The organism is uncultured Vibrio sp., assembly GCF_947488985.1.
Classification (GTDB): domain Bacteria; phylum Pseudomonadota; class Gammaproteobacteria; order Enterobacterales; family Vibrionaceae; genus Vibrio.
Window position 1 is genome coordinate 1 of sequence record NZ_CANLBV010000034.1, and the last position, 25,598, is coordinate 25,598.

The 25,598-nt window shown below is 43.0% G+C and carries 18 protein-coding genes and 3 pseudogenes; 11 read left to right on the forward strand and 10 right to left on the reverse strand.

The window, feature by feature from the left end:
- A pseudogene (locus Q1A70_RS09785) lies at nucleotides 1-146 on the forward strand (IS630 family transposase); the annotation flags it as partial.
- A 136-nt stretch (nucleotides 147-282) separates the two neighbouring features.
- Here Q1A70_RS09785 and Q1A70_RS09790 read toward each other — a convergent pair.
- Entirely contained in the window at nucleotides 283-594 is a 312-nt protein-coding gene (locus Q1A70_RS09790) for a hypothetical protein (RefSeq protein ID WP_299690019.1), read from the reverse strand.
- A gap of 373 nt (nucleotides 595-967) precedes the next feature.
- Between Q1A70_RS09790 and Q1A70_RS09795 the strand changes: the two are divergent.
- A pseudogene (locus tag Q1A70_RS09795) lies at nucleotides 968-1,296 on the forward strand (helix-turn-helix transcriptional regulator).
- 122 nt (nucleotides 1,297-1,418) lie between these two features.
- On the opposite strand, the gene arfB reads toward Q1A70_RS09795, so the two are convergent.
- From arfB to Q1A70_RS09820, 5 genes are all read right to left on the reverse strand, one after another.
- Complete coding sequence (gene arfB / locus Q1A70_RS09800) at nucleotides 1,419-1,829, reverse strand: alternative ribosome rescue aminoacyl-tRNA hydrolase ArfB (RefSeq protein WP_299690016.1); 411 nt, start codon at nucleotides 1,827-1,829, stop codon at nucleotides 1,419-1,421.
- Between the two features lie 202 nt (nucleotides 1,830-2,031).
- Complete coding sequence (locus Q1A70_RS09805; RefSeq protein ID WP_299690013.1) at nucleotides 2,032-3,936, reverse strand: diguanylate cyclase; 1,905 nt, start codon at nucleotides 3,934-3,936, stop codon at nucleotides 2,032-2,034.
- Nucleotides 3,937-4,235: 299 nt separating this feature from the next.
- Nucleotides 4,236-5,984, reverse strand: coding sequence for a formate--tetrahydrofolate ligase (locus Q1A70_RS09810; RefSeq protein WP_299690009.1), 1,749 nt, complete (start codon nucleotides 5,982-5,984; stop codon nucleotides 4,236-4,238).
- A gap of 262 nt (nucleotides 5,985-6,246) precedes the next feature.
- Entirely contained in the window at nucleotides 6,247-7,551 is a 1,305-nt protein-coding gene (locus tag Q1A70_RS09815) for an inosine/guanosine kinase (protein ID WP_299690006.1), read from the reverse strand.
- A 124-nt stretch (nucleotides 7,552-7,675) separates the two neighbouring features.
- The gene (locus Q1A70_RS09820) at nucleotides 7,676-8,149 is read right to left on the reverse strand and encodes a CreA family protein (RefSeq protein WP_299690004.1); all 474 of its coding nucleotides are present in this window, start codon (nucleotides 8,147-8,149) and stop codon (nucleotides 7,676-7,678) included.
- Between the two features lie 248 nt (nucleotides 8,150-8,397).
- Here Q1A70_RS09820 and Q1A70_RS09825 point away from each other — a divergent pair, with 248 nt between their 5' ends.
- A complete protein-coding gene (locus Q1A70_RS09825; protein ID WP_299690002.1) occupies nucleotides 8,398-8,892 on the forward strand; it encodes a hypothetical protein in 495 nt (164 codons plus the stop codon).
- Between the two features lie 360 nt (nucleotides 8,893-9,252).
- Nucleotides 9,253-9,981 carry an HAD-IA family hydrolase gene (locus Q1A70_RS09830; protein WP_299689999.1) on the forward strand — a complete coding sequence of 243 codons (729 nt, stop codon included), beginning with the start codon at nucleotides 9,253-9,255 and terminating at the stop codon, nucleotides 9,979-9,981.
- Between the two features lie 528 nt (nucleotides 9,982-10,509).
- Here Q1A70_RS09830 and Q1A70_RS09835 read toward each other — a convergent pair.
- Nucleotides 10,510-11,954: pseudogene (locus tag Q1A70_RS09835) on the reverse strand (methyl-accepting chemotaxis protein).
- Nucleotides 11,955-12,238: 284 nt separating this feature from the next.
- Here Q1A70_RS09835 and Q1A70_RS09840 point away from each other — a divergent pair.
- The gene (locus Q1A70_RS09840; RefSeq protein WP_299689996.1) at nucleotides 12,239-12,850 is read left to right on the forward strand and encodes an ACP phosphodiesterase; all 612 of its coding nucleotides are present in this window, start codon (nucleotides 12,239-12,241) and stop codon (nucleotides 12,848-12,850) included.
- A 57-nt stretch (nucleotides 12,851-12,907) separates the two neighbouring features.
- On the forward strand, nucleotides 12,908-14,179 hold the full coding sequence (locus Q1A70_RS09845; RefSeq protein WP_299689993.1) for a DEAD/DEAH box helicase: 1,272 nt from the start codon (nucleotides 12,908-12,910) through the stop codon (nucleotides 14,177-14,179).
- Between the two features lie 122 nt (nucleotides 14,180-14,301).
- Here the strand turns inward: Q1A70_RS09845 and Q1A70_RS09850 are convergent, their stop codons facing one another.
- Entirely contained in the window at nucleotides 14,302-15,042 is a 741-nt protein-coding gene (locus Q1A70_RS09850; RefSeq protein WP_299690026.1) for a TetR/AcrR family transcriptional regulator, read from the reverse strand.
- A 150-nt stretch (nucleotides 15,043-15,192) separates the two neighbouring features.
- Between Q1A70_RS09850 and Q1A70_RS09855 the strand changes: the two genes are divergently transcribed.
- Genes Q1A70_RS09855 through Q1A70_RS09865 form a run of 3 tightly spaced genes read left to right on the forward strand, consistent with a single transcriptional unit; the run spans nucleotide 15,193 to nucleotide 20,392 of the window.
- On the forward strand, nucleotides 15,193-16,281 hold the full coding sequence (locus tag Q1A70_RS09855; RefSeq protein ID WP_299689990.1) for an efflux RND transporter periplasmic adaptor subunit: 1,089 nt from the start codon (nucleotides 15,193-15,195) through the stop codon (nucleotides 16,279-16,281).
- The gene (locus Q1A70_RS09860) at nucleotides 16,281-17,336 is read left to right on the forward strand and encodes an efflux RND transporter periplasmic adaptor subunit (protein ID WP_299689986.1); all 1,056 of its coding nucleotides are present in this window, start codon (nucleotides 16,281-16,283) and stop codon (nucleotides 17,334-17,336) included. The genes Q1A70_RS09855 and Q1A70_RS09860 overlap by 1 nt, the downstream gene beginning before the upstream one ends.
- Nucleotides 17,333-20,392 carry an efflux RND transporter permease subunit gene (locus Q1A70_RS09865; protein WP_299689983.1) on the forward strand — a complete coding sequence of 1,020 codons (3,060 nt, stop codon included), beginning with the start codon at nucleotides 17,333-17,335 and terminating at the stop codon, nucleotides 20,390-20,392. The genes Q1A70_RS09860 and Q1A70_RS09865 overlap by 4 nt, the downstream gene beginning before the upstream one ends.
- A 107-nt stretch (nucleotides 20,393-20,499) precedes the next feature.
- On the opposite strand, the gene Q1A70_RS09870 is transcribed toward Q1A70_RS09865, so the two are convergent.
- Both Q1A70_RS09870 and Q1A70_RS09875 read right to left on the reverse strand, forming a co-directional pair.
- A complete protein-coding gene (locus Q1A70_RS09870; RefSeq protein ID WP_299689980.1) occupies nucleotides 20,500-21,024 on the reverse strand; it encodes a hypothetical protein in 525 nt (174 codons plus the stop codon).
- A 118-nt stretch (nucleotides 21,025-21,142) separates the two neighbouring features.
- Nucleotides 21,143-21,520 (reverse strand): NirD/YgiW/YdeI family stress tolerance protein, encoded by a 378-nt coding sequence (locus Q1A70_RS09875; protein ID WP_299689977.1) that lies wholly within the window; start codon nucleotides 21,518-21,520, stop codon nucleotides 21,143-21,145.
- A 631-nt stretch (nucleotides 21,521-22,151) separates the two neighbouring features.
- On the opposite strand from Q1A70_RS09875, the gene Q1A70_RS09880 reads away from it, so the two are divergent.
- A complete protein-coding gene (locus Q1A70_RS09880) occupies nucleotides 22,152-23,621 on the forward strand; it encodes a hypothetical protein (protein WP_299689974.1) in 1,470 nt (489 codons plus the stop codon).
- A 522-nt stretch (nucleotides 23,622-24,143) separates the two neighbouring features.
- A complete protein-coding gene (locus Q1A70_RS09885; RefSeq protein ID WP_299690023.1) occupies nucleotides 24,144-25,592 on the forward strand; it encodes a cobyric acid synthase in 1,449 nt (482 codons plus the stop codon).
- The last annotated feature ends 6 nt before the right edge of the window (nucleotides 25,593-25,598 follow it).

Here is a 25,598-nt window from a genome sequence, read left to right on the forward strand (position 1 = left end):
GGAACAACGTTTACTTCAAAAGTAAACGGGATTTCAAGGCGGCAATAGACCAATTTTTTACTGTGACTCTTCCAGAGCTCGCAGGCTCTTTGGCATCTCGAATTAATGATCACTTTCAAGTTCTCAAGCCTGCATTTTCAAGTTGAACGAGTATATCTCTATTTTTCGTTTAGTTAACTGATATTTTATTCGTTACCCAATTGATGTTGATTCATTATCCAACTGATATTCATCCAATAATTGGGGGAAGGGGAACAGTCGCCTTTGAGTTAAGACACCACTTTATTGAGGTTTTGAGCTGTACCTTTCAATGATCCCATCAATTTGTTTTATAGCATCGTCGATGTCATTGAACCCGCCGTGGACGATTTCTTTCTCTTGTTGAGTGAGTGCGATGAACGCATGTTTCAGTACGTTGTCATCCAATATGTTTCGGTGTAATAGCAACTCTTTATAGGTCAGCAGTCGTTGTTGTACTGCGTGTATTTCAAAGCGCACGTTGTTTGATTGTAAAGCCTGTTCGATACATGGGAAAACCAATGCATACTGATTTGCAATTTCCCATTGAGCATCTTTGTTATTCGCAATTTGCAATTTTTATAATTTCCTGAGCTTGATGTTTCAAGCGTACTAGCTCTAAGCCTACCAATTAAACCTAAGCTCACCAATGAAATAAAAGTGAGAATACTATTCATAGTCAGCCACTGAGTATCCGAGCGTATTAAAACCTCTATAACGTCGTTAGAGTTTTTGGTTGTGAAATAACGAGTTATCGAAAAATTCCGCCTTGTTCTCGACACACTTTTTAATAGCGACAGTGACTGTCACTGTGATTGGTAAAATTGATACCTAACGTTTATATAAACCAGATAGTATGCTTTTGGTTACTTATGTAAACCTGTGCGAGTCAATATGGTCTGCTTCTTGCTGTTTATAGGTCATAACTGTCCAAATGAGGAGAGGGATTATGCCGCAAGAACCTGTTGTTATGGCGTTGATTGAGCGTAGGAAGCAAGCGAGTTTATCTCAAGAGAAACTCGCTTCACTTGCTGGGATGAGTCTAAAAACTTACCAACGTATTGAGCGCGGAGAAGCCGATATCAAAATGTCACAATATCGAGCAATTACACGGACGCTAAAGGTGACTGACTTAGATATTGTACTCGACACCTTGCACGCATCTCATACGACAGATGAAGATGTAGCCGCCGCTAGCCGGTTACTGAGTAGCGGATGCTATTAATTAAGCTTATCTTGTCTGTGAAAAAGGGAAGTGTCGCTTTAAAATATCGCTAGTCGATAGTTACTGGCTTTAAGCTTGCTAAGTGATGCGTTCGACGGTTCACCGTGGTGAAAGGCTAAAGGCTAAAGGCTAAAGGCTAAAGGCTAAAGGCTAAAGCGAATGGTTTATGAGGGGATCAGCTGACTCTTCCACGCAACTGTTTGGTTGAGCTTCTTTGCTTCTTATTTTCTAAACGTCTTCTTTGAGAGCCTCGAGTTGGCTTGGTTGCACGTCTTGATTTTTGAACTTTTGTCGCTTCCAAGATCAATTCTTTGAGGCGTATTAAGGCGTCTTCTCGGTTTTGCTCCTGAGTCCTATATTGTTGAGCTTTTATGATAATCACACCGTCTTTGGTTATACGACTATCTTTGAATGCTAACAGCTTTTCTTTATAGAAATCGGGTAGGGTTGAATGCTTAACATCAAAACGTAAATGTATCGCGCTCGATACTTTATTGACGTTTTGGCCTCCAGCTCCTTGCGCTCTGATCGCGGTTAACTGGAGTTCCCAGCCTTGAATCGAAACAGAGTTAGATATGTGTAACATAAACATCCATCTTGAGTGGTAATGTCGCTCATGATACTGAATATTGATGAGGGTATCAGTAACTTTCTTCAGCCATCATCGCTAACGAGTTAACTCAGCCATCTAATTACTGCCTAGTGGATCACTGATACTTTATTGAACACTGAGAGTTTTGTTAATCATTTGCCTGTTTATCCGCTCATCGAGTGGCCTTGATGATTGATTAGGCCATGTCACTCATTTCTGTGTCGACTAATAAGCACACTCGGTTTCGACCGGTTGCTTTTGCTTCGTATAGTGCTAAATCAGCACACTTATAGTTGAGAGTTGGGTCATTAGTTAAGTTTGTCACTCCACCACTTATTGTCACCATATTGTCGAGTTCTACGCTGACGGTGGTTCTCAGACGATTGAGTACATTATCTGCTTCTTCGATTGTGGTATGAGGAAGAATAATGCCAAACTCTTCACCGCCAATTCGCGCTATGAAATCGGTTTGACGACATTCTCGCTGCAGTACTTTTACGACGGTTTGAATCACTTGGTCGCCGAAGTGGTGACCGTACCTGTCGTTGATGCCCTTGAAGTGATCAATATCTAGGATAGCTAGACAAGCCTGCTCTTGTGCGGGATAGCGATTTACGCGTGAACAACCCTCACGCAGTTCTCGGTCAAATTTACGACGGTTCCAACAACCCGCCAGAGCGTCTTTTTCACTGAGGTTTCTCAGTTTGTTTTCGAGCTCCTTATGCTTGCTAATATCAACAAATGACGCCACATAGAACTGGATGACATCGTCTGAGTCTTTAATGGTTTGGATTCGCAGTATTTCCGTGATCAAAGAGCCGTCTTTACAACGATTGACGACTTCCCCTTTCCACATCCCTTCTTCATTGATGGTACACCACATTTTTTTGTAGAACGCTTTATCTTGGTATCCAGAGGAAAGTATCGATGGCTTGTGTCCTTTTACATCCGCTAAGCTATAGCCGCTAGCGCGGGTAAACTCTTGGTTTATTTTGATGATTCGGTTATGACGGTCGGTGATCAGCAGTGACGACATACCGTTCATTACTGCTTTCGCCAGTTGGCTTTCAATGCTGTTCTTTTTATGGTTTCGATTCCACAACACAAACCCAGCAGCAAGCATCAAAATGAGAAAGGTTAGGATTACTATTTGTACGATAATGGCTTGCAGCTCTTGGCGGTATTGGCGATTGAATTGTTGGTTTTCAATGTGCAGAACCAGATAAATGGGGTCTGAAAGTTGATCTATATTAGCGCTGATATTGGAATAGAAAAACCAATTTTCACCGTCAAAGTAGCTTGGTGAAGTATTGTCTTGGATGGCTTGCCACAGTTTAGGGAAACGGTTTGCGTATGTTATGTTTGACTGTGATTCGTATTTATCAACAGAGAGTTCAGAAGGATTAGGCCCTGCAATGATGTGGCTTTTTTTATCAAGGATCATCGGGACGGTTGTTGAGGTGCCAATTTGAAAGTGAAGGCGCTCATAGATCTCAAGCATATTGAGATTGGCAATAAAGTAGCCGACGATTTTCTTGTTGGCAGTCACGGTTGTCATGATGCGTAGGGTGGGAACTAAGGGCTTGACTCGTTGGCCATTTTCCATCTCCCAGCCAATATCACTGGCACTGACTTGGCCGCTTTTTAGCTGTTGAAGGGTTTTAAAGTAGTCGCGCTCAGCATTATTTTGTAATTGAGAGTCAGGAACAACCGTTGCTTGCTCGTCTTTATAATTCACACGAAAGACTTCATTTCCGCTTAAATCAAGGTAGCGAAGTTGAGAATAGTACTTTTGCCCAAGCGCTGACATCTTCCAAAGGTCTAGCAGGGCTTCTTTATGAACAATGGAAGGCTCTTCTATCGCTCGTAGTAGGGTCTTAGAATCTGCAATAAAAGGGACCGAGTTAGATATTTGTTCGACAATCACTTCGAGCTCATGGAAGCTGTAATCAATTTGATTTCGCGCAGATTGTGTGATGTTGAAAGTATGCTGAGCATCCACGTGCTGCCATTCAGAGTGGATGTAGAACGCAGGTAGCAACCCCAATATGAATATGGTCAATAGAAACTGGCTGGTTAGATTTTTTATGCTGGTTTTCATTATCACCCTTACAGAATTAGGGTAATACTATATATTTCTTAAAATATTTAATGTGATACTTACCGAGAAATTTAAATGTAATATCAAAATTTACATGAAGTTAGTCCAAGTTCCGTCTCGAAATGTTGCTAAATTTATAAAAAGAGGTTAGCTGCAATCGAATAAGTGAAACCTGTTCGTATCAATGTATCGGTATCGTATTAATGCATCATTGCCTAACACATACGGTGAGTTGTCGGGATGTTTTCCCGGATTAATACAGAGCCTTTATACGTCGCTTTAATAAAGGCTCTGCATGATTAGCTTAATCCGATGGTGTTTCCGTTGCTATCAATGTCCAAAGACATAAATGCCGGTCTATCGGGTAGGCCAGGCATTGTCATGACATTGCCGCATAACGCGTAAATAAAGCCCGCGCCTGCACATAGCTTAAGCTCTCTTACTGGGACATCAAACTGGGTAGGTGCACCTTTGATTTGTGCTTGTGTTGAGATAGATAGTGGGGTTTTCGCCAAGCAAACCGATAGCTTGTCATATCCGTGCTGCTTAAATTCTGCCAACTGTTTTTTTGCTAGAGGCGATAGGGTCATACTTGCTGCGCCATAACCTACTTCAGCGACCACCATCAGTTTTTCTTCGAGGCTTTGCTCAGAGTCGTACAAAGGCTTGAACTCACTCTCAGTTTGACAAGCTTTTACCACGGCGTGAGCCAACTGAGTCGCCCCTTTGCCACCTTGACCAAATGCTTCACTCACTGTCACGCTAACGCTTGGGTCAAAGTCGGTGACCATCTGTGTCAAAGCTTCTAGCTCTTGATCTGAGTCTTGCGGGAATCTATTAATCGCAACCACGGTAGGAACTTGGTATTGCTTAACGTTGTTGATATGCCATTTCAGGTTTTCAAAACCGGCAATAAGTGCATCTTGGTCGTCACTAAAAATAGAATCTGGCAGTGGGGTGCCCGGTCTTAAATTGTATAAACCTGAGTTCGCTTTTAATCCACGTAGCGTCGCAACAACAACGGCACAGTCAGGCTTCTTGTTAGATGCCTTAACCTTGATGTTGCACGCTTTCTCGAAACCCATGTCTGAGCCGAAACCACCTTCGGTCACCACAAAATCACTCAGTTTTAAGGCAATCTTGTCGGCAATAATTGAAGAGTTACCGTGTGCAATGTTCGCAAATGGCCCTGCGTGAATAAGTGTAGGAACACCCTCAAGGGTTTGCATTAACGTTGGCTCAATAGCGTTTTTCATTGTGACGGTCATCGCGCCCGCGACATTAAAGTTTTCGGCGGTTAACGGCAATCCTTGCTGGTTGTAAGCGAGTACCACTCGTCCGATACGCTTTCTTAAATCTTGAAGGTCATCAGCCAGCGCAAGGATCGCCATCAACTCTGAAGCGGCAGAAATATCAAAGCCATCTTGGCGCTCAAATCCGTTAATGGTTTTGCCTGCTTCGTTTTGACCAACCGTGATCATGCGCAGTGCACGATCATTGTGGTCGAGTACACGTCGCCAAACTATTCTGCTTGGGTCAATATCCAAGGCTTTTAAGCCAGAACGCGCTTCAAACGCGTCTAAGCCTTCGCGTTGTTCGTGATACAAACGTGCATCAATCGCTGCAGACGCAAGGTTATGAGCGGCTGTTACGGCATGAATATCACCAGTTAGATGAAGATTTAGCTGCTCCATCGGCGCGACTTGAGAATAGCCACCGCCAGCTGCGCCACCTTTAACACCAAACACAGGGCCCATTGAAGGCTGACGAATACACGCCATCGCTGATTGGTTAATTTTGGCAAGACCTTGAGCGAGCCCGATGGTGGTCACTGTTTTGCCTTCACCAAGTGGTGTGGGTGTAATCGCAGTAACAACAATGAGTTTGCCGTCTTTTTGATTTGATAATCGATCAAGTGACGTTAAAGAGACCTTTGATTTATGTTGCCCGAGCGGCTGATGTTCGTCGGGTAGCAGGCCTGCTTTTTTGGCAACCTCACGGATATTTTGAAGGGGAGTCGAGCGGCAAATATCAATATCAGACAGCATATTTGATCCTTATATCAGAACCGAAAAGTGGTACGTAAACGTTTGCGCAGCGATGATACTGCATATATTCGCTAAGTAAAGTCGAATTATTCGAATAATGCACTAGCAGAAAGTCAACATGAAGAATTATTGATTAAGATCCAATCTAAAATTGAGCACATCATTGGGTATTTATACAAAAATGGCTGCATAGAGCAGCCATTCTGATTATTGGTAATCTATGGTTGGCTTAAACACAGGTAAACCACACACCACGGTGAGATTAACGCTCCCAATACGTTTCTTCTAAGCTATCCTCACGTTCAGGAAGGGCACGTGAAAGGCGAGGAGAGTGCTGAGTTAACACCTCGTAGCTTACACGGTTCGCGTATTTACAGATTTGTGATAGCGAAGAGTAGGTGAGGCAAGTCTGTTGGTGTTTCGCTGAGTTCGGTACGTTGGCACAGTGATAACTGTTGGCAGCCATGTCGTGCAGAACGGCTGAAAGTGCCGCATCACCCGCGCCATTGGTATTCTTAATCTCAACAGGACCACCGAGGTATGGGCCAATGTGAGAGTACACTTTTACCGGTGCTTTACAGTCTTGCTTACGCATAGCACGGCTGAATTCGTATTTATTGAACTCTGAAATGTTACCCGGTAACAATGGCAGCGTGGTTTCGCGTTTTGCTGACTCGTCAGTATAACCTGCCATATATAAGCCAATTGGCCCCGCAGTACATAGAACAAGGTCAACCCACTCCAGTGCTTTGTTGGCGGCCAATAGTGGATCTTTCTCACCCGTTAGGGCTTCGCCTTCGTCTTCATTCATCGCAACGATGGTGACGTTTTCTTTCAGGTATTCTTGCCACCATTCAGCGTTACCTTCGATTACATACTTAGTACCAAGCGTGAGTACAACGGGTACATTGTACGCTTTTGCGTATTCAATAGCCTTTTGTACCGCTTTTGGCATTGGGTCTTCAGGTTTGCCGCGCATTAAGTAGGAAGAAACCACCAGCGCCGACGCTTTCTCGAACACTTTTTTAGGGATGCTTTCAGGAAGCAGTTGATTCATGTGTCCTTCGTTGATCGCAAATGTACGCTCGCCATCTTCGCTGATCAGCGTATAGCAACGACCAATTGGGCCATCAACCGTTTGTAGGTGGTTTAAGTTCATACGAGCCGAAGTGCGGCACAGGTAACGGTAACCAAATGAGCCGACTTCAATCTTTTTAGACATCACGCCAAGTAACACAGATTTACTGTCGGCCAAAACCGAATAATTGTGCAGTGTATTACCGATGGTGTCGCCAGGGTATTGATGCGTAATCAAACCGCGTTCTACCAACTCTTCGTACAGCGCATCTGCTTTACTTTCCTCCAATACCAGCGAGTGACCTTTACTCAGTTGATATTTTTCTAGGAACGCGTTGTCAACACGTGCTTCGATATCAACAATTGTCTGACCCACACCGACAATGGTTGCCCGGTGTAGCTTAGGAGTCTGTTGAATTTGGTTGACCAACGGATCACGGGCGTGAGTTGGAAAGTAGTGCTTAGATTTACGCTGTCCAGGAAACTTCATATGAAAAATACAGTGAAAAATTTTGCGTATTATATCACACTATAAATGTAATCTTGCATCAATATTACATTTTGAATCACCTGAACTGTGAAAGGACAGAGTCAGAACAGGCGATTCAAGAGCGTTACTCTGTCACTAATGTTACAGAATCAACGTAAGCCGTTGTTCCCCAAAGTGGAACGGTAGAAAGGCTGTGTTTGAAACTGCCTTCGGTCTCTTTGGTCGTGTAAGACAAGTAGAGTAAGGTTTGATTATCGGCATCGTAAATACGTCTAACTTTCATTGTTTTGAAGAAGATACTTTTAGACTGCTTGAATACCACTTCTCCCGATTTACTCTTGTCGATGGCCGCTATCATCTTTGGTGTAATATCACCCGTTTGGCGACATGAGATGGAACTGTCACTAGGATCAGAAAGGCTAAGATTCGCTTCGATTGAAGCAATGTGACACGTTACACCCGGGATTTTATCGTCATCCAAAGATGACATCTTAATATCTTTCATGGTGAATAATCCCAAAGACACGTCGCCAACCTCGTTGTCCGAACAGCCAGCTAACATTGTGATGATACCTGCTGCTATTAGGGCTTTTTTCATAAGAAGTCCTTTTTATTTATATAGTTCTGTTTACTATAAGGATATTGAAATCATGAATACGAGTGTAGAGCTTTTCGTTAAGTTCTTAAAGGATGTTGTTGGATAATGAAAAATATGAAGCATTTAAAGTACTTGTTGGCCTTGGTCATGCTCTGTATGCTCTCTGGTTGTAGCTCGGCACCTCAGCCGACCCTATGTCTTCCAAATAACTGTGATATTTGGGGATACTAACCGTAGGTACTAAAAGAATGAATAACGAAATACCTGAAATTGCACATAATAAAAACCAATGGCTATTTAGCCAACTCGACATTGCCTACCCTGCAAAAGAGAGCCTTCTTGGTCGAGAGCTCTATAAAAGCCAACTTTCCCAAAAAAATTATCAACTTCTTCCCCAAGAGCAAACTCCTACTCACATTGATGAGCTGCATAAAGTCGATTTTCATAAATTAACCGTGCTTTTCTCACTCAATCAAGCTAGTACATACCAAAGTGAAACCGAAAGAGCCAATATCTTGGAGTTCTTAAGCCAGATAATGCTGTCGGATGAGCATGAGCTGTATGTTGGGACACACAATGGCGATGTCGTGGCAAGCGCCATTGTTACCGCGAGCGACGACGCACTGTTGATTTCGGATGTGGTTAACCAGCACGATCACAACCTTGCTGGCTTTGCCAAACAGTTGTACGATCTCTGGACACAAAACCAAGGTACCAAGAGTAAAGTTTGGTTAGAAAAGTAACCTCTTTTTGCAGCGTTAATCTCATGCAATACGTCACATTTTGACAAGAGGCTAATAGCGTTCAGCTATTGGTCTCAATGATAGAATAATGAATGAGCGTCATTTCTCATTATTTACTGGCTGTCTCAGCATTATAGTTTCTATGCTTTCTTTAATACCGATGATAATTCTGCACCGCGCTCGATTAAGTTTATTTTTGAATAAATGACACTTGTTGCATAAAAATTGAGTAATAAGGTGATCCACTGCATATTTTGCGAAGAGAAAAAAGCGCCTATCGACAAAGTGTTACCTTTATCATCCCGAGAAATCAGATAACCCTATAGGATAAAGCTTGGATTCAATGAGAGTGGATTATCGATGCGGTTGGAACAAACTAAGTGTGTAATTTTTGATTGTGATGGAACACTGATTGATAGTGAAAAGCTGTGCTGCCAAGCATTAGTTAACGTCTTTTGTCATTTTGGTGCTTATCTTGACGTCAATGAGTGCTACACACACTTTCAAGGCGGAAAACTTGCTGACATCCTTATGGACACTCAGCAGCGTCTTGGATTGTCGATATCCATTGATAGCCTTGAACCGTTATATCGCTCTGAACTCGAAACACTGTTTCAACGGCACCTAAAGCCAATGGACGGTGCACTTGAGCTTATTGAATTTCTTAAGCGACAAGATATTGAATATTGTATCGCTTCAAATGCCCCTAAATCTCGGATCGAATCTTCGTTGACAATGACAGGAATGCTCGATGATTTTAAAGGTAAAGTATTTTCAGCGTTTGATGCCAATAGTTGGAAGCCAGAACCCGATCTTATTATGTATACCGCAATGAATATGGGCTACCTACCCAATGAATGTATCTATGTTGATGATACATTAAAGGGTATTCAAGCGGGTGTTGGTGCTGGCATTCAATCTTTCCGTTTACGCCCAAGTCATAGTGAGTCGATAGCGAGTGATTCACAAACTGTCACAGCAGAACTAGCAGCGGTTGATATATACAGTTTAGGTGAGATTTCAGCTTGGATTAGTGGCAAACACTACTCAAGGGGGGGTATACCGAATCAGAGAGCTTTGGCAGGTTAGCACATAATTCAAAGCTGACAATTTTACTGAATTGTTTGGTATGAAAACCGCAAGATGCACAAGTAAACTTCTCGCCACTTGTTGAAAGCAGATACTCGTCATGTTGGCATAAAGGGCATTTGATGTCTTCGATGTTTGGTGCTTTTGTTTTATTCATTATGTGTCACCTATTATTTCGGCAAGAAGGGAAGCGAAAAGTAAAGCCATGTACTAGGTTACCTTCAAGCTTAATTAAAAAACATTTTGGACACATGATAATCTTTCCTTTGCGACTGACTTCATGATAATGACAATCCAGAAACCAACCTATATACAGATTATCATGTCGTTAAAAGCCAAATGCTCAACTTTTATGAGTACTCTTCAAAATTTATAGAGGTTTCCTGACAACATCACTTCTTGCTATTCACTCTTAAAATTGAGTGCTATCACTCACGTACTATTTCCCCAATAACCTATTAATACGTAAATACATGAATAGAAAAGAGCTCATGATGAGCCCTTTCGATTGATTAGATGTCGAACGTTCTATTGAGTGCGATATCTTACCAGTGTTTGAGATAGGGAAACCGACGCTTCAGTGAGCTTGGAAACTCCATTTGATGAATTATTAGCCACATCTTTAATGACATCGGATTGGCTACGGATATCGTTAAGCTCGGCTGCAATGGTATTCGCAACGTTACTTTGCTCGTCTGCCGATGTGGCAATTTGAATGCTCATATCCATTAATGCTTGTTCTGAATCCGCAATTGAATTTACATCGTCACCAATGTTTGAAATCAGCTGACTACTAGTTTGTGCTTGGTTGACCGTTTGCTCAGTGATCTTGGCGATGTTCTGGCTCTCTTGCTGTAAGCGCTCAATCATCGCTTGGATCTCAACCGTAGCTGATTGGGTGCGGCTTGCCAGTGTTCTGACTTCATCAGCGACAACGGCGAAACCACGCCCTTGTTCACCCGCACGTGCAGCTTCAATCGCGGCATTCAGTGCTAGTAGGTTAGTTTGTTCCGAGATTGCGTTGATCGTTGTGATTACTTCGTTAATTTGGCTTGTGTTAACGTTCAGGCTAGTGACAGAAGAGGAGGTTTGCTCGATCAAAGAAGAGAGGGTGGTGATCTCTGATATCGCTTGTTGAACCTTGGTATGACTATCGTTGATCTGCTGTGCGTCTTGCTCTGTCTGCTCAGTTGCTCGTGCTGAAATATTAGACACTTCATTTGCTGAAGCCGTCATCTGATCCATTGCGGTGGCAACCGAATCTAGCGAAGCATTCTGGCTCATGATTTGTGCTCCACTGCGCTTCAATTCTGTCTCGAAAGAAGTCGACGTTTCGCTCAGAGTCACGGCACTGCGGTTAACGTTACTGACTAACTCGCTCAGTGTGTCCATTGAACGGTCGAGCGCACTGCCAATCGTACCAAACTCATCTCGACCAGAGTGAAAGCCAAGGCGTGATGTCAAATCGCCATCACCAATTTTTTGAGTGGTTGAATAAAGCACCCAAAGTGCGCCACCTAGGAAAGTTGCGACCCAGTAACAGAAAAGGCCAAAAGGCACACACCATAAAAAGCTGAGTAATAAAGTGTACAGTGCTTGCTGCTTTTGACTCTGGGTGTCGATGTTCGAAACGGTGAGAGAGTAATAGTTACCATCTTGTGCAAGTGCGGTAGCGGTAATCGCGCCACTGTTCATTACGACCGTTTGTTGAGGGCGTGTTTGCTTACGAAGCGTTCTAACAGAAGCAGGGGAATCTGATATTGATAACATGCCTTGCAGTTGATGCTCAACCTGCTGCTTTGCACTCGCGTCAATGTGTTGCACTGTGTGGGCGTAGTTAGCGCCAGCTAGGCTTGCCAATGCGGCGAAAAAGATAATGCGGCGAAAAAGATCAAGAAAATGACCCAAAACTTATCGTTGATAGACATCTTAACAAACAGTTTGTCTATCGTTCGAAATTGTACTTCTTTCATAAAAACTCCATGGTAAATCCTTTACCGTGGACTCTAAATAACCGACCCTGATAAGAATGTGATCTATATCATATTGTAGTGAGAATTTGTGAGATTGTGTTTTTATTTTTGTGATTTTGGTTGGATATTTTTATTGTCTATGGGTTTCATGCAAAGAAGTCAATACTGATTAAAGCTCGCCAAGGCAAACAACTAGGTTTACTCTGTAATTTACTTGTGTACTTATTTATTTGCTAATTGAGCGCTTAGCTCACGATCCGTTATCGATACTTTAATGAGGTTCAATGAACTTTCTCGCCCATCTCCACATCGCTCATCACTGCCAAAGCAACTTAGCAGGTAACCTGTTGGGCGACTTCGTTAAAGGTGATCCGAGCAAACACTATTCAGATTCACTTTGTGATGGGATTCGGCTTCATCGATTTGTTGATGGCTATACGGATCGTCATGATGTATCTCGCGCGGCTAAATCGCTGTTTTCCCGTCAAACACGACGCTTTGCACCTATTGCACTCGATGTATTTTGGGATCACTGCTTAGCCAATCATTGGACTCAGTTCTCGCAGCAGACCTTAGAGCGTTTTTGTTTGGATAGCCATCAACAAATCTTTGAACATCAAGAACCACACTGGCCAGAAAATTTCGTGATGGTTCATCAGAAAATGGCTGAGCATAGATGGTTAGAGAGCTATCAAGACATGTCATCTTTAGAGGTGGTGTTACAGCGAATGGCGTTGAGAAGACCCAAGCTTGGTATGCTTGAGGTATGTTACGATGACCTCGAACGTCACTATGATACGTTGCAGTGTCACTTTAATCAGCTTTATCCCAACATTTTAGAAGAAGCGAAGCAGTTTCATGCACTGCAAATGAAGAAAAATCAAAAGGAAAGGTAAACAGCGCAATGCAGGTTTGCTACAATCCGCGCCTATTTAATCTTTGAGCATCATACTATGTCTGAATCTACAAAATCTTTTAACCAACTAGGATTATCTGAGCATCTTCTTAACACACTGTCAGAGCTTAATTTTACGGCTCCTACCAGTGTCCAAGAACAAGCGATTCCATTGGTATTAGAAGGTAAAGATGTACTGGCTGGTGCTCAAACGGGTACAGGTAAAACGGCCGCGTTTGGTTTACCGATTATTCAAAGATTAATTGAGACGAAAGATAACGTTATTCCAAACCCTAAGCTCGTTCGTGCGCTTGTGTTGGTACCAACTCGTGAATTGGCACAGCAGGTGTTTGATAACTTAGCTCGCTACGCAAAGGGCACCGATATTAAAGTCGTAGTGGCTTACGGCGGCGTGAGTATGAAGGTACAAACGGATAAGCTACGCGGTGGCGCAGATATTCTTGTCGCGACGCCTGGTCGTCTTATTGATCATATGTTCACAAGGAACATCATGTTGAGTCAAACTGATGTTCTGGTATTGGATGAAGCTGACCGCATGCTGGACATGGGCTTTATGCCTGATATCAAACGCATTCTTTCGCGTATGAATGAAGTTCGCCAAACGTTGTTCTTCTCGGCAACGTTCGATACCAAAATCAAAGCGATTGCGTACCGCATGATGAAGTCGCCAAGTGAAATTCAAGTGACGCCGAAGAACAGCACGGCTGACACTGTGACTCAGATGGTTTATCCGGTTGATAAATCGCGTAAAAGCGAACTGTTGGCTTATTTGATCGGTTCAAAGAACTGGCAACAAGTGTTGGTATTCACTAAAACTAAGCAGGGTACGGACGCGCTAGTAAAAGAGCTTAAACTAGACGGCATCAAAGCGGCTTCAATCAATGGTGATAAGAGCCAAGGAGCGCGTCAAAAAGCACTGGACGATTTCAAGTCAGGCAAAGTGCGAGCGTTGATTGCAACGGATGTTGCAGCGCGTGGTATCGATATTCAGCAGCTAGAGCAAGTTGTGAACTACGATATGCCATTTAAAGCGGAAGACTACGTTCACCGTATTGGTCGTACAGGTCGTGCTGGTAACAGCGGTCTTGCGATTTCATTGATGAGCCAAGACGAAGCCTACCTATTGGGTGACATTGAGCGACTACTGGATACGCGCCTACCTCAAGAGTGGTTAGACGGCTTTGAACCAAGCTTAGAAAAAGATGCAGCCCCCGATCGCGGTGGTCGCAGTAAGGGTCGTTCAGCAGAAAAGCGTAAAATGAAAGCAAAGCTTAAGATCCATCAAAACCGTGGTAAAGCTCGTCGTTAATCAGCCAGATTAAAGATCTACAATATATAAGATACTAAAAAACGCCGTTACAGTTGATTCTGTAACGGCATTTTTTATATCAAGTAAATTAATTTACGGGCAGGGCAAACAAAAGCATCGGATTAATGTTGTTCTTGATTGCACTTCCACACACAAGGTACTTCGTAAATCAGCTCTTCTAGGGCAGTAGGATTAAGTACCCACTCATCCTCGATTCGGAACTTACTCACCATTTGTGAGTTGAAGAGTTGCCAATGCTTGAGCAGGGATTCTTCAGGTGAAGTTTTCATATCACCTTCGTTCCATATGTTTTCCATGAACGGGGTTAAACATACCGCGGCGTTAGCGTAAATCATCATTTGCCATTTAACTTCGTAAATATTGATCAGATTGTCTGGATTAGCGTCGTTATATTGTTTTGCTAGTTCATTAATTTCTTTCTCAATATCACCAACATTGTCGATAAAATAATCAACCAAGTTATCTTCTTGTCGAACAGAGTCTGAAATTAGCTGCATTGGTCTGCGTGAATGAATCATGTTGGTGAAAAGGCGCATGGTAAACAAATAGATAGAGATGTTCGGTGCAATATCTTTTGGCAGCTCTTCCATGATCTTGCTGATGTATGACTGAAAATAATCGTGCAAACAATCGCTGATTGCATGCCATATTTTTTCTTTGCTACCAAAGTGGTGGCGGATAAGGCTATGGGATACCCCAGCTTTTTCACTGATGTTTCGCAGTGATACACGGTCATAGCCACAGTCACAAAACATCTCTGCGGCAACCGCCATAATTTGAAATCGAGTTTCTTCCGCGTCTTTGGCGCTTCTTCTACCTTGTTTCTTTTCAGTCATCTTCATTTCACACATTTACCTGATTACCACATTCTACACTGTTTTTACTGAAATAAAAAATACTGCACAGGTGGAAAGTAAAACTTGTATATTCCGTTCTATTTAATATACTGCACACCTGTGTAGTAAATAATAATCATAGAATGGAGAGACATCATGCATTCCAACTTGTCTATCAATGCCACATCGAGCAGGCGCATGGGCGTTGTCATTGCAGCACTATTGCTGACTGGCTCTCTGACGGGATGCGATAAAGTTCAGTCAGAGGAACATCAGCAGGTCGTCAAGCCAGTGAAGCTGTTTGAGATCCCTCAACAGACAGATATGGAGCTTGATAGTTTTATCGCCAAAGTGGATGCGACCGATCGGGCTGCGCTTTCTTTTAATGTGGGTGGAGATATTGAAACATTCTCTGTTCGCATGGGACAAGAAGTGAAGAAAGGGCAAGTACTCGCCGTGTTAGATGCGACGGATTTCCGTATTGCAGTTGATGCAGCACAAGCAAAATTTGATCTGGCGAACAGCCAATACAAGCAAGCGTCTGAGTTGTACTCGAAGAAGCTTGTGAGCACGGATTACTACGATCAAGCCGTAAACACCTTTACTGCCGCTGAAGTTGAGTTGGACCAAGCAAAAACAAACCTTGGCTACACCACATTAGTTGCTCCATTCGATGGCGTGGTATCGATGGTGTTTGGTAAGCAATATCAATTGATCGCAGAAAAGCAGCCGGTACTTAATATTTTGAATCACAGCGAAATGGATGTGACTTTCTCCATTCCGGTATCAAAGCTTGAAGACCGTTCAATTCAAGACCTAACAAGCTCAAACATGTGGGTTGTGATGGATAGCCACCGCGGCATTCGTATCCCGACTCGCTTTAAAGAGATATCAACTCAACCAGACGAAGATACCAACAGCTACCAAGCGGTTGTGTCTATCGAAAAGCCTGAAGATATAAACCTGCTTTCTGGCATGACAGCGCAAGTTGAAGTTCAGAAGAACAGATCGGACTACGGCATTGGTATTGTTGACTCTGCTTGGTTAAGCAAAGAGGCAGACCACGGTGAATTGTGGCGCTACAACCCAGAGTCGCAATTGATTTCTAAAGTACAAGTTACCCTTGATGAACAGGGCAAGGTGATTGATGGCCTGTCTTCTGGCGACCTAATCGTAGAAGCAGGTGTGGATGTGTTATCAGATGGACAGCAAGTAAAAGCTTGGTTACGTGAGGGCGGTATTTAATGAACCTTTCCAAATTATCAGTTGTGGTTGCATCTGCGTTATTACTACAAGCTTGTAATAACGAAGCAGACCACCGTGAGCGGCCTTCACTATTGGTTTCAACCTTTGAAGTTGGTGCGCCGCTTACTGAACAATTCAGAAGTTTTAACGGACAGGTGATGCCTACAGAACTGACACCATTGGCATTTAAGCTTGCTGGTGAAATTCAACAAGTATTGGTTGAAGCGGGTGACAAAGTTGAAAAAGGTCAGCTACTGGCGACCCTAGACAACGCGACATACAAACAAGATTTAACAGATGCTCAATCTCAGTTTGAATTAGCGAGCAAGCAATTGTCTCGCGGTACTGAGATGTTTGGTAGCAAGATGTTGTCGCAATCGGAACACGACCAACTGACAGCTAACTACAAACTGGCATCGGCTAACTTGGCTGCGGCACAACGCAAGCTGAGCTACACAGAGCTGCTAGCACCATTTTCAGGCACGGTTTCTACCGTTGATAAGCAGCGTTTTGAAAACACGACACCGGGTGAAACGCTCCTTAGTTTGTATCAGAACGATAAGGTCTACGTGCGAATCCAAGTATCCGATTCGATCTTAGCGTCGATTAGCCCTGACATGCGCTCAAGCAATTATCGCCCTGAAGCGACGTTTGGTAGCCATGTTGGGCAGTTTCCATTGACGTATCTTGAGCACACCAGCGAACTGCACCCACAATCTCGTACTTATGAATTCTGGATGCAGATGCCGCAACCGGAAAGTGAAATTCTGCCGGGAACAAGCGTGACGGTGAATGTTGATATGGCAAAAGCAGGGCTGAGTGATGTGCAAGGTTATCAACTACCGATGACGACTCTACAAGCCGGTGCTGAAGCGAACCAATTTTACGTGTGGAAAATGGAAGACGGCCAAGCATTCAAAAGCGAAGTGGAAGTCGACAAGATCAGCGGCCAAGGCGCTCTTATCGCACATGGTGTTGAGCAAGGTGATCAACTCGTCAATTCGAATCTAAGAAAGCTTCGTGATGGAATGAAATTGTCAGGGAAAGCAGAATGAACATTGCAGAATATTCAATAAAAAATAAAGTAATCAGCTGGCTGTTTCTGGTCATTTTAGCCGTGGGTGGTATTTCATCATTCGGCAATCTATCCCGTTTAGAAGATCCCGCTTTTACGATTAAAGACGCTATGGTTATTTCAACGTACCCCGGCGCGACGTCGATGGAGGTTGAAGAAGAGCTGACGTATCCGCTTGAAAAAGAGATTCGACAGTTGCCTTATATCGATAAGATCACGTCGACATCATCCGATGGTATGTCTCAAATAATGGTGAGCATGAAGATGGATTACGGTCCTGATGAATTGCCACAGATTTGGGATGAAATGCGTCGTAAAATTAATGATCTTCGGCCGACATTACCAAGTGGTGTTAACTCGGTTCAGATCATTGATGATTTTGGTGACGTCTTTGGCGTGATGATCATGCTGACAGGCGATGGTTATGATTACGTCGAGCTGAAACAGTATGCTGATTATTTAACACGAGAGATCGAACTGGTCGACGGTATTGGTAAAGTCAGTATCGCGGGCGATCAACAAGAGCAACTGTTTGTCGAAATGTCTCTTGAGCGATTGGCGGCATTAAACCTCGATATGTCGACTGTGACGGCGCTGCTATCACAGCAAAACAGTGTGGTCTCAGCCGGTCAGGTGATGCTCAATGGTCAAAGTTTGGCGATCAAACCTAATGGCACGTTGAACACGGTTGAAGAGCTAGAAAACCTGATCATTCATGGCCGTGACACGGGCAATTTGATCCGCTTGAAAGATGTTGCAAACGTTACGCGTGGCATTCAAGAAAAGCCGAATAATGTGCTGACGTATAACGGTAAGCCTGCCATTAACCTTGGTATTGCATTCTCGGCGGGCGTAAACGTGGTTGAGATTGGTCAAGCGCTCGATGCAGAGCTTGAGCATCTTGAAAGCATTAAACCTGCCGGAATTGAGCTGAATTATTTCTATAATCAATCCCAAGAAGTGGATAAATCGGTGGCTGATTTCTTGATCAGTCTTGGCCAAGCGGTCGCGATTGTTATCATTGTTCTACTGTTCGCAATGGGTTTACGTAGTGGCTTAATTATTGGTTTAGTCCTTTTATTGACGGTATTCGGTACCTTCATTCTCATGGACTACAACGGGTTAGAACTGCACCGAATCTCACTAGGTGCCTTGATTATCGCGTTGGGTATGCTGGTGGATAACGCTATTGTCGTCGTTGAAGGTATTTTGGTTGGCCTGAAAAAAGGCAAGACGAAGCTACAAGCAGCAAAAGATATTGTCACGCAAACACAGTGGCCTTTATTAGGTGCCACCATCATTGCCATCACCGCGTTTGCGCCTATTGGCCTGTCCAAAGATGCCACGGGCGAGTTCATGGGATCCCTATTTTGGGTGCTCTGCTTCTCATTATTTTTAAGCTGGATCACGGCGTTGACGCTGACGCCATTCCTTGCCGAAATGATGTTGAAAGAAGAAGATAAGGAGGATGAAAACGAAGACCCTTATAAAGGTATTCTGTTCGTTGTATTCGGAGCATGCCTGAAAGCTGCGCTTCGATTTAGATGGCTTACCGCTGTTAGCATGGTCGTATTACTGGCATTTTCAGTGGTAGGTTTTGGCATGGTGAAGCAGCAATTCTTCCCTGCATCGAATACGCCAATGTTTTACGTCGATATGTGGATGCCGGAAGGAACGGATGTTCGTGAAACTATTAAACAGACTAAGCAGGTAGAAAGCTACATTCGCCAGCAAGATGACGTCGAGTTTGTCACCACAACGGTTGGGCAGGGAATGCAGCGTTTTACCTTAACATACCAACCAGAAAAAAGTTACGAAGCGTACAGTCAACTGCAGGTTCGAACAACAGACCTTGATAGCATGTTCCAAGTCCTACAAGGGCTAGATAAGAACCTAGCCAGCGAATTTGAACAGCCAACTTTCCAGTTTAAACTGATTGAGTTTGGCCCGTCACCGGCGTCAAAAATTGAAGCTCGAATCAGTGGCGCAGACCCACAGGTACTTCGCAGTATAGCGGTAGAGGTTGAAGATATCTTCTTGGCGGATCCTGGCTCGCGAAATGTTCGTCATGACTGGCGTGAGCGTACCAAAGAGTTGGTGCCTCTGTTTAATGAATCAAAGGCACGTCGTCTTGGTATCTCAAAAACCGATCTGTCTGAAACGTTACAAATGGCATTTGGTGGTTACAATATCGGGTTACTGCGTGATGGCACTCATATGCTGCCTATCGTTGCGCGTTTGCCGGAAAAAGAGCGTTTTGATTTTGAGTCACTGAACAATGTGAAGATTTGGAGTCCATCACTGCAAACGTACATTCCCGTTGAACAGGTGATTGATGGCGTTGAACTTCAATGGTCTGAACCACTGATTCAACGTCGCGATAGAAAACGCACTTTAACGGTACTGGCTGACCACGACGTATTGGGTGATGAAACACCGGTGAGCTTGTTTAGTCGCGTACAACCAAAGGTAGAAGCATTAGCGTTACCAGAAGGCTATAGCATTAGTTGGGGCGGTGAATATGAAAGTGCTCAAGACGCGCAAGAATCCCTATTTAGCGCATTACCAATGGGGTACTTGTTGATGTTCATCATCACTATGCTTTTGTTTAACTCAGTTCGTAAGCCGCTGGTAATTTGGTTTACAGTGCCACTATCGATTATCGGCGTATCGATTGGTTTGCTAGGCACGAACATGCCATTCAGCTTTACCGCGTTTTTAGGCTTACTGAGTTTAAGTGGCATGATCTTGAAGAACGGTATCGTATTGCTTGATCAGATCAACAGTGAACTTGCGACAGGTAAAGATCCATACTTAGCGGTTGTCGACAGTGCTATTAGTCGCGTTCGCCCGGTATCAATGGCAGCACTGACCACTATCTTAGGTATGATTCCTTTGGTATTTGATGCGTTTTTTGGCTCGATGGCAATCACCATCATGGCGGGTTTAGGCTTTGCTACGGTATTAACGTTAATCGTCGTACCTGTGATGTACACTATCTTATTTAGAATCAAACCGTCTACTGCGGGTTATTAGGGATTGATATAAAGCGATTCTTTTAAGCCAGCCCAGTCAGTTTTGACTGGGCTTTTTTATTGAGTGGATGCTGATATCGTAAAGTGTTGGTAAAAAGCGTATTCAGATTAGTAGCCGAATCGAGCCGATATCAGAGCTTGGTTGCCATAGGTTCCATTGCTGCCCCAATTGATCCCAACCGAAAGTTGTTCCGTTGAGTGAAAACGCACACCGACACCAAAGAGCGAGTTGGTTTTATCGTTGTCAATCAGTTGGCCAAGTTTCGCGTTCACTTCAACGTTTGCAACCACCCAAGCTCTCATTCCGATATTGACTTCAGTTCTGAAATCGTTGTTGCTATTACGTTCAATGTTGTGCAATAGCAATTGACCCGTGATATCGGCAAATTGCCCCGTTGGTCCATTGAATCCCATACCGATCGCCGCATCCCAATCGCTTTCAAATTCAGAATCGATACGTGCAACAAAGTGCGAGTTCTGCGTGAACATAGTTGTTACTTCACCACCGAAAGTGCTAGGGCTTGCCCCCATACGAAATTCAAATGTGTTGTAGTTAAAGTTGTTTGCAGACGCAGAGAATGAACACAGTGCAGCTATTCCAAAAAGAACACTCTTGTTTGTGCGATCTTGCATGGTGACTCCATATAAATTTGTATTTTCAACAGCATATAAAAAAGTCCGCAAAATGCAGACCAATTAACATCAACTTATATCAAGTTTTTATGTAAAGCCAGTTATTTGAGGCTGTGGTTTACAACAATTGGATGTGTTCAACCTCGATTTCAGGTGTTTTGCCGCCTTCATATTCACCAAAGAGGCGGACTTTCGTATCCGCATTGAGAGGTTGCGTCAAGCGAATGTTGTCATCGAGTTCAATTTGAATATCACTCTGTCCATCAGAGAAGATAAACGTGTCACTTTTTAGCTGACGGATAATTTTACCGTCCACAATAACGTCTTGCTCTGAAAACATACTGGTGTTTTCAAGTAAAGAGGCAACAGCAACGGTTTCTACCGGGCCTGTGTAAGTGATTGGATCTTGGTTTTTATTGTGCTTGTGGTCACTCGCCATCGCGAGCGTAGGAGCAATAATAAGAGTGGTTGCGATAGTTAATACCGTTTTTTTCATGATGGATCCCTTAGTGTTGGTTTAGGTTGATACGAGTTTGGGTGAATAAAAAATCTGCCCTAAAAGGTTTTAGTTTCGATGGCGCTATTAAACAACGTTAGGGTTGAATCCAGAATGAGTAAGGTATTCATTCTGGATTCATTTTATTGAGCATCGATTCGCTCATAGTACCAATAAGCGGATGAATATTGCCAGCGTAGTTATAATTAATTTGAATGCATCCATGCCATTAACGATTGAGTAATAAGTGCATTTATAGAACTGGGTGATTAATGGTGGTCATTGATAGTTTCTGTTGTTTTTTTATTACATTTCATTGTGATTTGGTTATTTTAAATGTGTCCTTTGGTTGTTAGAATACCTTCCTTTCTCACTTCTCGTGGGAGGATATTGTGTTTTTCACACACTTATAAGATTTAAGAATACGGATTTTCTTTTTATGGACGGCGGCCTTTAAATGATTTGAGGCTGCTTTTTGACTTGCCTGCAGTTAATAAGCTCTGGGCTGATTGTGGAGAGTTATCTTGGTGAGAGATCTATCTATGAGTAAAGAGAACAGCATTCGTATTCATGCATTGCCTGACCTTTATTCCGTTTCTATTGAAGGTTATGTAAGTGCGAGTATGGCTAGATGAAAAGTAAAGTAGTTTTGTGTTTATCAGAAGACCGAGAAAAATCTTTTCAAGTAAAGCGATTGTTTGAGCATCTAGGTTTTGCAAACGTTGCTAGTACTATCTACGCAAACGCTCAGATTCCAGAAGGCTGTGAGTTTGCCTACATTGAGTATTCCTATAAAAATTTCAATCAAATTGAAAAGTTGGCAAAATTATTCAATAAAAAAGGTGTAATCTTTCTGGTTCACTCTGTTGAAGCGAATGAACCCTTCCTCAGAGAATTACAAGCTCTTTATCCTTTGACTATGCTTTCCCATGTTGGATTAATTAACCTAGCGGTGTTCAGAGAGAATATTAATCAACTAGAAGCGAAATATCGATACTTCCAAAAAATCGCAAAAGTTCGTGAGTTGGTGCTGGGTGAGAGTGAAACAAATTTAAAGAAGATTATTGAAAGAAATAATAATCTTAGTGAATTGGTCCTTAATTTACTCTATCACCATAAACCAACCACGTATGATCATCTGTTGAGAGAGTTCGACACCCATAAATTGAGCGACTTCCATTTTATTAATTTCATGAAAAATAATGAGGGAAATGGCATTTCATTAGCAAGGCTATCGAGAGTAAGTCGAAAGCTTAGCTTGACTTATTTTTCTAATAAGTGCCTAGCGCAACGATGTTTAGCAAAAAATGATCTGGTTAATTACAGCTTATATTGTTTAGAATCTTTGAATTTCAACCCCTTTGATTGTGAAAGCCTATCGGGTGTTATTTATTCTGCATTAGTGACCGGAAAAGAAGATTGTGTCATTGCAGCAATCAAGTGCAGAGAGCGATACGGCGCACTATCCATCGATGATTTTAATCACCTAGGTGTTTCGGTATTGGTAAAAATAATTAACTCAAAACAATGCTTTCTTGGCTATGTAGAAGGCAGACGCGTACATCAAACTCTTCTTAAGAAGATGATTAAGAAGTTTGGACTCGGTCAAAAACGCTATGTAGATTCAGTTTTAGAACTGTTCTTTGCTTACCTAACATTAAGAGCTGGCAAAGACAAAGCCGCTTTGCATTTGGTTCAACGGTGGGATAGCAGAGGCTACAAACTTGATAGTAGCAGCGTCCCCTTGATCATTAAAAAGACCATTCTTGTGGAACTTGGCAGTTTGAGAGAGTCAAAAAGGTTGTTTGATGTGGTGGCGAACGCCTCAAACGTTAAAAAACCTGATGGGTATATGGACATTGTCAGATTTAACCTTCAAAGGTACAAAAATTTATTGAGTCAGTATAAGTTGCTCCGAGAAAATTTTGAGAAAATAACCTTTAAAATGATGATGGGCGTTTATGTTAACTACCCACTGTCCTATGAGATGAACGCAATATTTTCAAGAAAAGCGATTTTGGCGAGTGATTTTATACCTCTTGAATCCGTAAAAAAGCAGCTATCCAATAATATTCGTTGCCTCAATAAAACTATTGGCTAATGCTTGCTCGATAAATTTAGGCGTATGAACTTTACAAAAATGTCGATATTTTGAGTGTTCGGTACTGTTATCACCTTGTTGGGTTTCAAGACTGCTGAATATATATGATGTTGTCCATCAATTTGTGATAGGTTTTAATCATTTGTATTCAGGCTAGGGCGTGTTGACCTTTCGCGGTTAAATTTTGTTCGAGATAAAAGCGTTTTAATCGCGGCGAGGAGGAAGTAGCCTAGCATTCTAAGCAAATCCTCCTCAACAAAGAGTAAAACGCTTTTAGCCGAACCCTTCGGGCAGCGTTTGCTGGTCATTTCTACTGCGTTATCGGCTTCTCATGTAGGCTAGCTACACATCGAAGCCTCTGCCTTGTATAAATACCCAGCAACTCGCTGCAAAAATCAGCTCGAAAGATCAACGCGCCCTATAAGATTCATATTTATCTTTCAGCCGCAGTGGATAGACAAAGTTTAGTTTAAGAGAAATTCTTAGCTTAAGGTTGTGTAAAGTTTGAAAAATAAACACTTAATGGTTCAAGGTACAACATCAGATGCTGGTAAAAGCGTTTTGGTGGCAGGTTTGTGCCGTGTTTTGGTCAGAAAAGGCGTTAAAGTTGCCCCTTTTAAGCCACAGAATATGGCATTAAACAGTGCGGTGACCAAAGACGGTGGTGAAATCGGTCGCGCTCAAGCGGTTCAGGCACAAGCGTGTAATATTGAGCCTTCCATTCACATGAACCCTGTACTACTAAAACCCAATTCCGACACGGGCGCACAAGTGATTCTGCAAGGCCGCGCGCTGAGCAACATGGAAGCGATGGGCTATCATGATTACAAGAAAGTCGCGATGGATACGGTGATTGACTCATTTGAGCGCCTTGGTGAAGAGTACGAGAGTGTGATGATCGAAGGGGCGGGAAGCCCGGCTGAAATCAATCTTCGTGAAAACGACATTGCGAATATGGGGTTTGCGGAAAAAGCCGATATTCCAGTGATCATCGTCGCTGATATCGATCGTGGAGGGGTTTTTGCGCACTTGTATGGTACATTGGCCCTTTTGTCTGAATCGGAACAAGCGCGAGTAAAAGGTTTTGTGATCAACCGTTTTAGAGGTGACATTGCGCTTCTTCAATCTGGCCTCGATTGGCTAGAGGAGAAAACAGGCAAACCGGTAATTGGTGTCTTGCCATATCTACATGGCTTTAATCTAGAAGCTGAAGATGCGATCACCTCTGCTCAAGAATCTGACGGAGAAGCTAAGCTTAAGGTCGTGGTGCCCATTTTAACTCGAATCAGCAACCATACCGACTTTGATGCGCTACGACTGAACCCTTCAATCGATTTACGTTATGTCGGTAAGGGCGAGCGCCTGAACAGCGCTGATCTCATTATTTTACCGGGGACTAAGTCGGTAAGAGCCGATTTAGACTATCTCAGACAACAAGGCTGGGACAAAGATATTCAGCGACACTTACGTTTAGGCGGCAAGGTTATGGGGATCTGTGGCGGTTACCAGATGCTAGGTAACCTCATCCATGATCCTGATGGTGTGGAAGGGAAGCCCGGTAGCAGTGAAGGATTAGGGCATCTCGATACTGAAACCACCTTAACCCAGCAGAAAACCTTAACCAACGTGCGTGGCACCATCACGCTTTGTGGCAAAGCTGCGCCAGTTAAAGGGTATGAAATTCATGTAGGTAAAACAGATGTTAATGAAACGGTTCAACCGGTTCAGTTGAAATCCAATCGCCTTGATGGCGCAGTCAATCAAGATAACTCGATATTGGGCACCTACTTGCATGGCGTATTTGATAACAGTGATGCGTTGTCGCTTATTTGCGAATGGGCAGGCGCCAGTGACATTACCGTGATTGACCATGAACAATTAAAAGAGTTGGGTATAAACCGGATCGCAGATGCCATTGAAGAATATTTAGATCTTGATTTACTCTGGCCGGAACTCACCGCTTTGGCCTGAATTTAA